Source organism: Candidatus Mycosynbacter amalyticus (assembly GCF_025273655.1).
Classification (GTDB): Bacteria; Patescibacteriota; Saccharimonadia; order Saccharimonadales; family Saccharimonadaceae; genus Mycosynbacter; species Mycosynbacter amalyticus.
In genome coordinates, this window is record NZ_CP045921.1 from 501,619 (window position 1) to 514,646 (window position 13,028).

Genomic DNA, 13,028 nt, shown 5'->3' on the forward strand with positions numbered 1-13,028 from the left:
TTTTATAAGATTCTTCGACCTTCTAGTGCATGTGTAAGCGTAATTTGATCGGCGTACTCGAGGTCAACACCAACAGGTAAGCCGCGAGCGAGACGACTCATCTTTACCTTCAGTCCGTGATTTTCGATTTGTCGCTGCAAGAAGAGTGCAGTCGACTCGCCCTCTACGCTGGCATTTGTGGCGATGATAATTTCAACAACCTCGTCGCTTGTGATGCGTTGGATAAGCTCGGGGATATGAAGTTGTTCCGGCCCGATGCCGTCGATTGGGCTGATAGCACCACCAAGTACGTGGTACGTGCCGCGGTATTGACCAGTGCGTTCGAGCGCTATGATATCGAGAGGCTCTTCGACCACTGCCACGAGTGTTTTGTCGCGGGCATCGTCGCTATAGAGTGGAGAGACATCTTGAGACGCGTCGATGAGCGCGAATGTCACCGGGCAATACTTGACACCGCTATGAAGTGCGGTAATCGCATTCGCGAGCTTGTCATTTGACGTTTGGTTTGCACGCAAAAGATGGTACGCGTAACGTTCGGCTGTACGCGCACCAACTCCCGGCAGCTTGCCGATTTCGTCTATGACAGTGAGAAGTGCCTGAGGCAACAATTGCGCCACGACTCGTCCTACATGCCTGGTAGATTCATGCCACCCATAAGCGGCTTCATCTTTTCGGCTGCAACTTCCTGAGCTTTTGCCATGCCGTCACGAATTGCAGCTTCGAGCCAACCCTCGAGTTCTTCGATGTCTTCGAGATCGACGTATTCTGGGTTGATCTTGATATTCTCTACTTTGAGCTCACCGTTGATGGTGACTTCAACTGCTGGATCGTCGGCGTCGTCATCTCCACCGGCTACGGCGATAATCTGCTGCTTCTTGAGCTCCTTCTGTGCTTTACGTAGGTCGTTGAGCATTTTCATTTGGTCAAATGCCATAGTGAAGTATTCCTCCTCTGAATTACTAGGTCTATTATAGGTTATTTTTCGGTTTTTTTGTAGATGTAGAGCCGGTCGCTACTGCCCTCGTAATTGCTCCAGGCTGTCACGCGACTCGGTAGCAGGGCGCCGCTGGTTGTCAAGTTACTGGCTTTGGTAGCGATCACATCGTCTGTCAGGCTACCCGCCTGGAGTAGGCGGTCGGTCGAGTCGGTTAGCGCTACGTTGTCGAGATGGTTGGAATCGAGGTAGAGTCGGTACCAGGGTTTTTCGCTCGGCGCTACTAGTAGTGTTGCACTTGGATGGTCGCGGAGCTCTTGCTCGACAAGTGATGTGTCGTGCGAGGGAGCGTTCGCGAGCGGTGCATAGTAGTGAAAGGCGTAAAAATAGCGTGTCACGCCCGACAAGATAATACAGGCAAAAAGAATTGTAACCGGCATGAGCGCGAAGACGCGAGCATAAGGATTACGTGGGAAGAGCTTGTACCAATATCGCAGGAGATAGTTGCTTCCGGCTGCCACCAGAAATGTGAGAGGCACGATGAGCAGCGCGAGCGATGTCGGATTGAGGAGTAATATCGGGATGAGCATGAGTGTCCACGAGAACACGATGTAGCTCACGACCGAATGTCGCCAATACGCCAAGCTGTACACGCCAACTCCAGCAAGTGTCAGTGCACTTAGGCCAAATACTGGCGCCAGTAAGCCTGTGTTGGTGGTGCTGGTCGACGAGAAGTCTACGAGCTGCGTACCAATCAGGATGGTATTCGCTAGGATATCGAGCGAGAAATGGGACGACCTATATACCAGGTCTGTAAGCAGTGCTATGTCGCGGTAGGCGCCATAGGCAATCATGCCTAGTGCGGCGGCGATAACTACTGCACCTGTCCAGATTGCTTCGGTAGGAGTTTTGCGAAACAGATAACGAATGTGTGGATGCAAGAGTCCACCGATAAAAAGCGCAAGTAGAATATAGATGCTAAACGGCGTGAACAGGCTCAGGGCGGCCACAACACTGCCAATATAGACAGCTGCAGGGTGTAGTTTGCGACGGTTAACTCCGAAGCTGGCTATAGTCAAGAGAGCTACCGGCCAGAACATCATCATAATCGTCGGTGCGCCAGTGGCGGCAAGTGAGATAAAAAACGCTGATATGGTGATGATACCACCGGTTAAAATACCCACTGTATGACTGAAGCGGCGACTAATCACCAGTACAATACCAATTGCCGTCAGTAGCCCAAATAGCAATGACGGAAGCGTGACCGAAAAGCTACTGAGCCCAAACACGCTGATGGAAAGTCGCTGGAGTGCATGGTATGGCAAATCAACCACCAGTAGTGTTTCGGGGTGTGATAGGCTGAGGCTCGCGCTACGGAGGGCAGATGTCTGCTCATCTGGAGTGAATCCACCGGGCACATAGAGAGCAGCAAATACCAATACACTTGCCAAGATAATGAGAAGCGCGCCATAGCCGATCCAAAACCGCAGCTTATAGAGCGTGTAGTCTTTGACTGTGTCTTTTGTCATGAATAGACTTATTATACGTGCTAGTCGTGGCGTTTGTCGAGCGACATGAAGCGCAGACGCTCTGGGTGGAAGAAGAGCTCCACTTGGCCGACGGGACCGTTACGGTGTTTGGCGATGATGAGTTTGGTGATATTTGCTACGTCGGGATTGTCCGGCTCGTAGTAGCCGGGCCGGTAAATAAACGACACAATATCGGCATCTTGCTCAATGGAGCCAGATTCACGCAGGTCGGACAGCTGCGGGATTGGCGGCGTGCGTGCTTCGACACTACGGCTGAGCTGACTCAGTGCGATAAGTGGTACGTTGAGTTCACGGGCAACCAGCTTGAGCCCACGCGAGATCTCACTCACCTCTTGGACACGGTTACCGGCATTGTGTGCGCTACCCTGCATGAGCTGCAGGTAGTCCACGATGATCAGCCCGAGCTCTTGCTCATGTGCAATACGTCGGGCTTTGGTGCGCATCTCGAGTACCGACAGACCTGGTTTATCGTCGATGTAGATTGGTGCTTCTGCCATCTCGCCCATGGCGTCGGATAGTTTAGCGAAATCGTCGTCGCTCAAATTGCCGGTGCGGATATTCCAGCTATCGACACCCGATGCATCGGCGAGCATACGATCGACCAACTGCTCTTTGCTCATCTCGAGGCTGAAGAAGAGGACGGCTTTTTGCTCGATTGTAGCAACATTGTAGGCGAGATTGGTAACGAGCGTGGTCTTACCCATGGCCGGACGGGCAGCTAGGATAATCAGGTCACTACGCTGCAAACCGGCAGTCATATTGTCGAGATCGCGGTAGCCGGTCTTAATACCGCGCAGGGCACCTTTGTTGCGATGGAGCTCTTCAAGTCGATCGAAACTCTCTGTCAAAACATTTTCAATACTCACGAGGTCTTGTTTGAGCGACTGGTCGCTGACAGCGAAGAGCTCGGACTCGGCTTTACTGAGCAACTCTTGGGTCTCAAACTCTTCGTCGTAGCCAAGCTCGGTAATTTCGCTGCTGGCGTGGATGAGACGACGACGAACGGCTTTTTGCGATACGAGTTCGGCATAGGCTTCGGCATGGGCTGCCGTGGGTACGTAGTTTGTGAGCTCAGACAAGTATGCCGAACCACCTATAATCTCTAGCTGATCTCGACGCTTAAGCTCGTCGGTGAGTGTCAGCATGTCGACAGGCTTGTGGCGCTCATACAGGCGCACCATAGCATCAAAGATCATTTCGTGGGGTTTCTCGTAGAAGTCGATTGGCTTGACGAGCTCGGTAACATCCGGCAAAATTTCTTCGTCAATCAACACAGCGCCCAGTACACTTTTTTCGGCGTCTAGGTTTTGCGGCGGTATGCGCGCGGCGACCTCTTTGCTGGCTTTAGTTGACATCCACTTCTTCTCCTCCCCCCATCATAGCAGCTATTCGCGCCGCTTGGGCGTCTTTGGGCGGGGCGGTAGTCTCTAGGATCTCTACGTAGGCACCGGCACCGACGCCTGTCTGAGCCAGGATCTCCCCGAGCTGCGGACGATATTTGGCACTATCGAGTTTGGTTTTGTTGAATTTGCGACCGGCGTAGAGCACAATCTTGTCCCCGTCTACTTCGGCGCTGCATTTCGAAAGTATCGAATACACAGCCGTGTAGTGTTCACGCGCGTATGCAACCACCGTGGGCCAGTCAAACTTGGACAGATCGGCTTCTACTGCATTTGGAGCAGCCGCGACAGTGCCTGGGTCTTCTGGCGGTTCTGGTACTGGTGTGCTGGGTGCTGCGACCGGTTTGATTGGGGCGGTACGTGGTTTTGGTGGCGTGACAACTCGCGAGATGACAGCTGAGGCTGGAGGTTGCGCACTGAGCGCGATCGTCTTAGGCTTGTCGACTATACTTCCGAGAAGTGTCACCAGGAGTTTGGTGCCGGGATGCGATGACTTCGGCACATCCATAAGACCTTCGAGTACATGCACGAGCGCAGGTGTGTCTGCCAGCTGTTCGGTGATACGCCCTACAAGCTGTGCGGCGAGTGTACTGGCGCTCACGCCGCGACTTTCTATTGCAGTGACATGTGCAATCACCTGTTGTGCATTGCTGGACTGTAGTGATGTGACGAGGCTGCCGAGTTCGTCGCCAGTAGCGAGGCCAAGCGCCTGCTCCACATCGGTTACCGTGATAGTGTTGCCACTTGCTACCGCATGTTGAATTTGATCGAGCAGACTCACGCTGTCACGCATACTGCCGCCGCCACGACGAGCAAGTATGGCGAGAGCTTCGTCGTCGATAGCGATAGATTCGGTGCTGGCTATGTAGCGCAGTCGAGCGACGACTTCTTCCGCGGAGATGGTGTGAAAATGATAGCGCTGCGTGCGGCTAACAATTGTGTCGGGAAGCTTGTCAAAATCCGTCGTCGCGAGAATGAATACAACGTGTTCTGGCGGCTCTTCTAGCGTTTTGAGAAGTGCATTGAAGGCCGGTTTGGATAACATATGGACTTCGTCGATGATATAGATTTTCTTGAGCGCGGAGCTAGGTGCAATCAGTGCTTTGTCACGTAACTCACGCACATCGTCGACGCCATTGTTGCTAGCTGCGTCGATCTCGATGATATCGAGATGTTCGCTATCGTCGGTATATGGGAGCTTATTGATCTCATGTGCTAGTATGCGGGCGATAGAGGTTTTGCCTGTGCCGCGTGGGCCTGTCAGTAAGTAGGCATGCGCAATATTGCCCTGTGCGAGGGCACGACTCAATACGTCGGTCACATGGTCTTGCCCGACGATATCGTCAAGTGATTTACTGCGGTATTTGCGGTAGAGTGCTACCGACATGTTGTTACCCTCATGCTGAGTACTATTGTACACTGTTGCTTGCCGCCCTGCTGTTGTTGATTTGTAGATATGCGAAGCCCCCGGATATTTCACCGAGGGATCCGACAGTCGATAGTGGCCGCTACTCTTTTAACGACAGCTTGTGTTCGTTGAGAACTGCGATAATGCGCGTCCTCAGGACAAAGCCAATCCCGTCAAGACTCTCGATATCTTTGATGGATAATTCGGTCAACTCGACAAGGTGTATGAGCCCATGTTCTTTGAGTTTGCGGAATGCGTTACCTGTCTGCTTAAGGGGTCCGTTCCCGTACACTGGCATACATTCTTTTATGACCTCATCGATTGTTACGGCACAGTCATGTTTCTTGACGAGAGAATCAATCCTCGCTAGTCTTGCACTTGTCATATGCTTGACGGAGGCAGTGAGCTCATCTAGGACATGTCTTTGTTCTAATAGCTGCATTACATTTTCATCTGTCCAGCCTCTTCGTAGCAGCTCGTCGATAAACATTCTGACGATGTGGTACTGCATACCTATCCACCTTCTGTACTGTCGGTTTTTTGTCTCGGAACGAAACAAAAACTGTGGCTATAATGCCACAGTTTAGATTGTAAAGCAATAATTGGTGGCTGCTGCTACAGTGCTGCTTCGACAGCCGCCCACGTAGCGTCCGGATTGTCTTCTGGCACGATAATAGTGACTTGATCTCCTACAGCGATACGGAAATATGTGACGCTGGCGAGCAATATACGATACTCTCGCCCATTTGCTTCTACGTAGTAAGCACCGTCATGCTGTTGTAGCATACCGATGATTTGCTTACGAGCGGTTGGGCCAATTTGTTTGTAGACGAAGCCACCGTCGTCGGTGATGGTGAGTTTGAGCATGTCGCCTTCGACAAGCTTGGATTTGCTGGCATAGTTGGCTGGTACGGGATAATTCTTGCCGTCTGGGCCAATCATCATCTGACCGTCAAATACGCCTTCGACAACTTTGCCGGTCACGTCTTCTTGGCTGCTTCGTGGTGTCACGATCTGGTCGTCTTCACCGAGGATACTAATAAGTAGTTCCTTCGCGGCAGCCAAATTGGTCTCTGCGTCTTGGATCAGAGATTTCAGTCGTTTGACTTGTTTTTCTGGTAATTCAGACATATTTTCTCGCAGTTCCTTGTCTGTATTTTTATAGTACTGCCTCTATATATATAGATTGACGGGGGTGTTGTCAAGTTTATCGAGCATATCCACAGCAAAAACAGTAGTCAGTGTCAAAACGTTGTCAATTTTGTGTTTGCAACAAAATACCGCCCTGTGATAGAGCGGTGATTCTGTGTGATAATCCGGGCCGATACGAGTGAACTATACGAGTTCGACAGTTGCGCCAGCTTCTTCGAGCTGTTTCTTGGCTGCTTCTGCGTCGTCTTTTGAAACTTTTTCTTTGATGGCGCTAGGAGCGTCGTCAACGAGGGCTTTTGCTTCACCGAGGCCAAGACCAGTGATCTCTTTGACAGCCTTGATAACGGCAACTTTCTGTGCACCGGCGTCTTTGAGTTGTACGGTAAATTCAGACTTCTCGTCGTCGCCACCAGCAGCTTCGCCACCAGCAGCAGGACCAGCAACAGCTACAGCCGCAGCTGCAGGCTCAATGCCGTATTCGTCTTTAAGTACGTTTTTGAGTTCATTTACTTCGAGAACTGTCAGTTTAGTCAGTTCTTCAGCGAGTTTCTTTACGTCTGCCATGAGAGTAAATCCTTTCGGGTTATAGATTCTATATTGAAATTGATTGCCAGATTACGCGGTAGCTTTTTCGCTGACACCGTCAAGCAGTGCATGCAAATTGCCAGAAAGCGCGTTTGTGACGTCGTGAACTGGCGAAAGCAGCTGTGCCACCACCTCTGCCACGAGTTGATCGCGACTTGGCAGTTTGGCGAGTGCTTTGACGTCGTCGACGCTAATAGCCAGTCCCTCAGCACTGAAACCACCGGCAAACTGCAAGGCTTCGTGAGTTTTCGCAAACTCGTCGAGTACCTTGGCAGGCGCTACTTCGTCGCTGTCGCTTGTCGCATAGAGCAGCTGACCTACGAGTGCAGACGTATCTGTGTCTTTGTAGGTGTCGTTGCTAGCGAGCGTCACGCGAACGAGGCGGTTTTTGAGTACTTGGATTTTGACACCCTGAGTACGAGCGGCTGCACGCAGCTCCTGGAGATCAGCTACGCTGAGCCCCTGGTACTGAGCGAAGACGGTCAGTTTCGAACTTGCAAGTACGTCACTAAAATCGGCAACCAAAGTTTGTTTTTTATCGCGGGTAATTGCCATAAAAATCTCCTATGATTGATTTGTTTCTATGTATCGGCCGGATTGTCAACGTGCGGCATTACATTTGGTCAATAGAGAGACTTCTGCATAAATACACAAAAAGTCTTTGATTCTCGCATGACCAAAGACTTTTCAGTGATATCTGTATGGTGGTAGATGATCGCCTCGGTAGCGGATTAAGCATGAGTTTCCTCTTCGCTGCTACTGTCTCTGGTAATGTCTATTTGGCATTGTACAGATGGTGCAGTGTTTTGTCAATATATTACAGCAAGGCAGGCATTGACATAATTGGTATATGCTTGTATATTATATTTCTAGAATGTCTTCGCGAGAAAAAATGCTGGTAAAAAATCCAAATGCACCGATTGCACTTGATTGCTGGGCTCCGGGTCCGAGCTCGTATGTGCAGGCACGCGCGGTGATACAAGACGAAGTGAGTAAGTCGTCGCTGCCGGAGCGACTGCGCAAGCCTGCAGAAAACGCGCTCTACGCGCGGATTGCCGATCACTCCAACGACAACTATTATCATTTCGACGAGCTAATGCAGTCGCAAGATGAGAAGCTGCAGGCGCGGATTGCCGCGGATGAGACGTTTCGAGAGCGTACACTTGGGTACGGCACCCACGGCGAACTTGTCACGTTTCTTCGTGACTATCCACTTCTGAGGTCGATAGAAATTGCAAGGCTTACACATGTTAATAACTGGGAAACTCGTGCAGATATTGATGATGTGGTGCGCGCGGATCTTGATACGATGTCGGGGCTCGAGACGGTGGAGGCGAGCGACGATTCTCACTATAAGATCAAAGGACTTATCCAGGATGACGCGCATATGCCTGTCGTAGAACGTAAACGTATAGTACGTTCACATTTTGGCGGTTCGGTGTTCACCGTGGTGCGCAACAGTCTGCTGATCGACATGGCCGATGCCGGTCTACCGACTAAGCTGCGTCATTCTATCGAGGAACAACAGCTGCAAGTGAGAAAAGCACGCGATTACAATTACGATGCGCACTCAAAAGGTCTCAAAAAACTGCTAGAAGATCATATGATCGAGCGTGATCCGGAAAACAAGCCGACATGGGCGATTCCTCTACTCGCTACCTACTATTCAGCGCTTGATACGGAGTTTATACAGGGGAATCCGGCACCTGTTGACGCAAATCAGCGATGATGAGGTTTTGAACTTCTTGTTTTGTGCCACCTGCGTCGATCGTGGCAATATGTTGTTGGTTGGCGATTTGACTATACGCGCTACTAACAGCCGCTTGGAACTCTGCACCTCGAGACTCGAATGTATCGGGCCTGTCTAAGACTCCACGATTTTGGATGCGTGCCTGGCGGGTAGCTTCACTACCGAGAACTAGTACGGTCTGGAAGTCCGGTCGCATGTATTCTTCTCCGACTTGCTCAGCGGTATACGTGAGAATGTCATCAAGTGACACACCTTCACCGAAGCCCTGATACGCCAGGGTAGACACGTAGTTCCGAGCCGCCACAACCCAGATACCACGCTGCAAGGCGGGTCGCATGACTCGCTCCCAATTCGCCTTTCTTGCAGCCGTATTCCACTCAACGTTTTGCCACGGCGTGCGATCAATCGTACCATCTTTAATGCGTTGGCGCAGCGCGATCGCTTCATCGACTCGCGGGAGGCCTAGCGTATTGTCACCCGCAAACCCGTCTGGCTCATGAATTTGGATCGCTTGCACTCCCCGTTCCAAGAGGCTGTGCTGCAGCATGTCAACTTGTGATGATTTACCGGTGCCGTCGGTACCTTCAATAACGATGTATTTGCCTCGTTCGCTCATTATGCAATTCCTTTCTGTAGTCCCTCGACAGGCTCGAGCGGCAAAATTTCGTTTTTGTACGCACGGGGCAGCATATTACTCGGGTGCCACTGTGATTTGGTGGCGCGCAAGGTTTCCTGCCGCTGCTGCTTGAGGCCATGCGCATACGAAAGATCGACGACGTTCTGCGCTTGATAATTACCAGATGCTTGTGCGTATTCGGTACCGACACTTCCCGTCATACTGAATACGATCTGGGCCAAGCGAAAACCGACTGGGACAGGCAGGAACTCTTTTTCGTTCAGGTTATGAATCTCCATCGTCCACCGGTTGATATAGCCGGGGTCGCCCCAGCCTGCACAGTAGCATGCTGACAGCCCGATCCGACCAGTAGTGCTGCGCGCCTGCATGGATGTAGTACCCGGCGGCAGTATACCGATAAATTCGTTGGTGTGTGCGAGAATTCGTTCACCTGGCCGTAGTAAGATCATCGGATGCTCCGCGGGGATACGCGAAAGTTGCTCCTCGTTTTCGTAGCGAGCCAGCACACGCTGACCCATTTGTTTTTTGACTTTTGTGAGTACAGCTCCCCAGGGCTCCGCCGTCAAAAAGTCTGTCTCCGGGTCTTTGATGCCGTAATAACGTAACGTATCTTCGTAATCATACGGGGTGAAAATCGTGTCGGTAGTGTGAGGTTCTCCCGCGGCATAGAACTGCTTACCGATTGTGACGTCTACACTCGAACCATTAATACTGCGTGGATATGGATCGCATACGATGTGGCCAAGTTCCAAGCCGACACGTATTTCACGATCGCTGAGTACTCCGTTGCTGCGAAGGAATGCTTTGTCAGTTGTAAACACAGGTTTGTCGGCTGGATCGGACAGGTGCTCGTGTCGCATGATCTCATGAAATAGTTCATCTTGTTCTGCCTGTGTGGCATCGTTGTCGCGCGTGTCGACGTTATACACTTTTTCACCAGCGATTTCTACCAGGCCACTTCTCACTTATTTGTTCCCTCTTATATTCTATAAATTATATCATTTCAAAAATGAGTCAGCCCGATGGGCTAGCGACGGAATTGATCCATCGAGCCGACCCATCGGCGATTTACCCTTTTTCAACCAGTGAAAAGTCGGCTTCGTTGGAGACAAACTTCCTGAGCTGCTTCCAGCCGCAAAAGTTGCCACAGAAGCCACCGCTCACTGGAATCACACGACTGCCGGGCTCCGACCTACGTGGCCAGTCATTGTCGACGAGATGCGGTGTCGCCACGTGTTCGAGCGGTGACATATGCCCGCCTTCGACGAGACGCTTGTAGAGCATCAGATCGGCATCGAGGTCGCGCTTGCCGTCATGCGTGAGGTAGCTCACGCGAGCGCAGCGAGCAGCCGAAATCTTACCCGCCTCACCTGGGTCCTCTTGCGCCCAGGTGAGCTCGTTTGGCTGAATATACGGCATATGCCATTCACCCTCACGAATGAGGTGCGGTTCGGAGGCGTTGTACAACTCCTTCATCTTCTCGGCGATCACGCGAATCTCTGGCTGCGCCATTTCGTTGGCACGAAGCGCGAAGAAGTTGCTCCACTCGGTTGCCGTCACGATGACGGTATGCCACATCCACGGTTCAAGCAGACGGTTGACCGTCTGTTTGTGGACGCCAGCATGATATAGCTCGAGTGCGTGTCCAACTACATCGTCGCGGGCTTTCAGCCAATCTTCGATAGCGATTTCTCGCTCAGCTCCCTCGAGCTCTACACTCGCTTGCATACCGGGCTGGTTTTTACCCCAATAGATCGGGATAAATGGGTCATTTCGGATACGCGCGAGTTGCTTCTCGAACGGAATCGCCCGACTGCTCGCCGAGTTGCGACTAAACACGCGGTGCGTGTTGAACTCAGCCAGCACAAATCGCGGAAATGTCACCTCCATGGTGGTCAAGCGATCGCCGGCTTCCGTGATCGAATCAAGTACGATCTTGGCATTGTATGCCATGATTTCTCCTAGAATTGTAGGGTAAACTCTGTATGTTCACCCACCCAAGACTAGTATAGCAAACTACACGCTACATATAGCGTGTAGTTGTTGTATTTGCGACTATTCACTACTCTTGTTCGGTTGTCTCGGCATGCTTCTGGAGAGCGTAAAGCGCGCGACTTACGGTGATCTTGCTGGTGAGCATGAGCTCGCCTAGCTGCTCGGCGTCAAACCACTCCAGCTCTGGCGGAGCTTCTACTTCTGGTGTGAGCTCATCTGTAGTGCTCACTAGGATGTAGGCAGAGTCGATATGCACGTGATTACCCTGCCCCATGCGATGGATATCGAGGTCAAATGGCATGGGCTGCGTGTTGCCTTCTGCTTCGTCGCGTTCGAGCGACATGTTGTCGGCGTAGGTGGCGAGCACTGTCAGGTACTCTTGTCGCAGGCCTGTCTCAGCTTGGACATGTCGAAAGAGTGCACCGAGTGGGGTTTCATCGATCCCAATGTGAGTGCTAGGGCTGAGCCAGCTGTAGACCTGCTGATCACGCCGCAACAACACTTTGTTGTCGTAGAGTAATACGGCGCTGACAGTCGGATAGAGCTCGTCTTGGGGTTGTTCGGTAGCTGCCATGTTCCTCCTTTAGATTACCTACTCTCAGTATGACACGACGCGGGCAAACAAAAAACCCACGAGACTAGTCTCGTGGGTTTCGCACTAGTGTGAAACTAGTTGTTCTCTACCTTGATACCAGGGCCCATGCTGGTGCTGAGGTTGATTGTCTTGATGTAGACGCCTTTGATGCTCGATGGTTTCTGGCTCTGCAGACTATCAAAGAAGCTTTTGGCGTTGTCGGCCAGCTTGTCGGCGCCAAACGATACCTTACCGATGGCGAGGTGCACGATAGCTTGTTTGTCGACACGATATTCTACCTTACCAGCTTTGGCTTCGGTTGTAGCCTTTGCTACGTCAGCTGCGACAGTGCCGCTCTTTGGGTTTGGCATGAGGCCGCGTGGACCGAGCAAGCGGGCGTATTTACCAAGCTTCGGCATGTACTGCGGGGTAGCTACAAGGATGTCAAAGTTGAGCTCTTCTTTGTCGAGCTGCTTCAGGAAGTCTTCGTCGCCTACGATGTCGGCACCGGCTTTTTTGGCTGCGGCGTGTTCTGATTCTGGAGCGAATACGGCGACACGGACGGTTTTACCGGTGCCATGTGGCAGGCTGACAGTCGCGCGAATGTTTTGGTCTGCTTGGCGTGGGTCAACACCGAGACGAACATGTACTTCAACGGATGCGTCAAATTTGGCAGGGTTAGTCTCGACAGCGAGTGCGAGTGCTTCGGCAAGCGGATAAACCTTGCCTGCTTCGAGCTTCTCGGCTACTTTGCGGTAGCTTTTGCCGCGGCGTTCGATAAGTGGACGAGTGACTGGTACTGGACCTTTTTTCTTCGCCTCTTCGGCTTCTGGATCTTGTGCTGAGGTGTCGCCTGCTTCTTTGCGGGCTTCTTTCTCGGCTTTTGCTTCAGCTTCATCGAGCGACTTCTGGCTGCGCTTGCCGGCTTTGGCTGGTGCGGCTTCCTTCACCTCATGATGCTCGGCACCGGCGATCGCTGCTTCGATCTCAGCAATAGTATTTTTCTCTGTAACTTCGAGCTTGAGCTCGGCAGCTTTTTCTAG

Annotated in this window: 15 protein-coding genes and 1 other annotated feature; of the genes, 1 reads left to right on the plus strand and 14 read right to left on the minus strand. The window is 51.7% G+C overall.

Annotated elements, in window-relative coordinates:
• Positions 1 to 2: 2 nt before the first annotated feature.
• From recR to rplJ, 9 genes are all read right to left on the minus strand, one after another.
• A complete protein-coding gene (gene recR, locus GII36_RS02755; protein ID WP_260764297.1) occupies positions 3 to 617 on the minus strand; it encodes a recombination mediator RecR in 615 nt (204 codons plus the stop codon).
• 8 nt (positions 618 to 625) lie between these two features.
• Positions 626 to 934 (minus strand): YbaB/EbfC family nucleoid-associated protein, encoded by a 309-nt coding sequence (locus GII36_RS02760; protein ID WP_260764298.1) that lies wholly within the window; start codon positions 932 to 934, stop codon positions 626 to 628.
• Positions 935 to 975: 41 nt separating this feature from the next.
• A complete protein-coding gene (locus GII36_RS02765) occupies positions 976 to 2,463 on the minus strand; it encodes a glycosyltransferase family 39 protein (protein ID WP_260764299.1) in 1,488 nt (495 codons plus the stop codon).
• Positions 2,464 to 2,483: 20 nt separating this feature from the next.
• Entirely contained in the window at positions 2,484 to 3,839 is a 1,356-nt protein-coding gene (dnaB, locus tag GII36_RS02770) for a replicative DNA helicase (RefSeq protein ID WP_260764300.1), read from the minus strand.
• On the minus strand, positions 3,829 to 5,364 hold the full coding sequence (dnaX, locus tag GII36_RS02775) for a DNA polymerase III subunit gamma/tau (protein ID WP_260764302.1): 1,536 nt from the start codon (positions 5,362 to 5,364) through the stop codon (positions 3,829 to 3,831). The genes dnaB and dnaX overlap by 11 nt, the downstream gene beginning before the upstream one ends.
• A gap of 28 nt (positions 5,365 to 5,392) precedes the next feature.
• A complete protein-coding gene (locus GII36_RS02780) occupies positions 5,393 to 5,803 on the minus strand; it encodes a hypothetical protein (RefSeq protein WP_260764303.1) in 411 nt (136 codons plus the stop codon).
• Between the two features lie 104 nt (positions 5,804 to 5,907).
• A complete protein-coding gene (locus tag GII36_RS02785) occupies positions 5,908 to 6,423 on the minus strand; it encodes a hypothetical protein (RefSeq protein ID WP_260764304.1) in 516 nt (171 codons plus the stop codon).
• 204 nt (positions 6,424 to 6,627) lie between these two features.
• Positions 6,628 to 7,008 carry a 50S ribosomal protein L7/L12 gene (rplL, locus tag GII36_RS02790; RefSeq protein ID WP_260764305.1) on the minus strand — a complete coding sequence of 127 codons (381 nt, stop codon included), beginning with the start codon at positions 7,006 to 7,008 and terminating at the stop codon, positions 6,628 to 6,630.
• Between the two features lie 51 nt (positions 7,009 to 7,059).
• Positions 7,060 to 7,584 carry a 50S ribosomal protein L10 gene (gene rplJ / locus GII36_RS02795; RefSeq protein ID WP_260764306.1) on the minus strand — a complete coding sequence of 175 codons (525 nt, stop codon included), beginning with the start codon at positions 7,582 to 7,584 and terminating at the stop codon, positions 7,060 to 7,062.
• 87 nt (positions 7,585 to 7,671) lie between these two features.
• Positions 7,672 to 7,816, minus strand: a sequence feature (ribosomal protein L10 leader region).
• Between the two features lie 87 nt (positions 7,817 to 7,903).
• On the opposite strand from rplJ, the gene GII36_RS02800 reads away from it, so the two are divergent.
• A complete protein-coding gene (locus GII36_RS02800) occupies positions 7,904 to 8,758 on the plus strand; it encodes a hypothetical protein (RefSeq protein ID WP_260764307.1) in 855 nt (284 codons plus the stop codon).
• Here the strand turns inward: GII36_RS02800 and tmk are convergent.
• The 5 genes from tmk to rplA form a co-directional block, all read right to left on the minus strand.
• Positions 8,715 to 9,395, minus strand: coding sequence for a dTMP kinase (tmk, locus tag GII36_RS02805; protein ID WP_260764308.1), 681 nt, complete (start codon positions 9,393 to 9,395; stop codon positions 8,715 to 8,717). The genes GII36_RS02800 and tmk overlap by 44 nt on opposite strands.
• A complete protein-coding gene (locus GII36_RS02810) occupies positions 9,395 to 10,381 on the minus strand; it encodes a dCTP deaminase (protein WP_260764310.1) in 987 nt (328 codons plus the stop codon). The genes tmk and GII36_RS02810 overlap by 1 nt, the downstream gene beginning before the upstream one ends.
• A gap of 103 nt (positions 10,382 to 10,484) precedes the next feature.
• Positions 10,485 to 11,369 (minus strand): FAD-dependent thymidylate synthase, encoded by an 885-nt coding sequence (locus GII36_RS02815; protein WP_260764311.1) that lies wholly within the window; start codon positions 11,367 to 11,369, stop codon positions 10,485 to 10,487.
• Positions 11,370 to 11,478: 109 nt separating this feature from the next.
• Complete coding sequence (locus GII36_RS02820; RefSeq protein ID WP_260764313.1) at positions 11,479 to 11,985, minus strand: NUDIX domain-containing protein; 507 nt, start codon at positions 11,983 to 11,985, stop codon at positions 11,479 to 11,481.
• 95 nt (positions 11,986 to 12,080) lie between these two features.
• Positions 12,081 to 12,764, minus strand: a complete 684-nt coding sequence (rplA, locus tag GII36_RS02825) for a 50S ribosomal protein L1 (RefSeq protein ID WP_260764370.1) — start codon at positions 12,762 to 12,764, stop codon at positions 12,081 to 12,083.
• Positions 12,765 to 13,028: the final 264 nt, after the last annotated feature.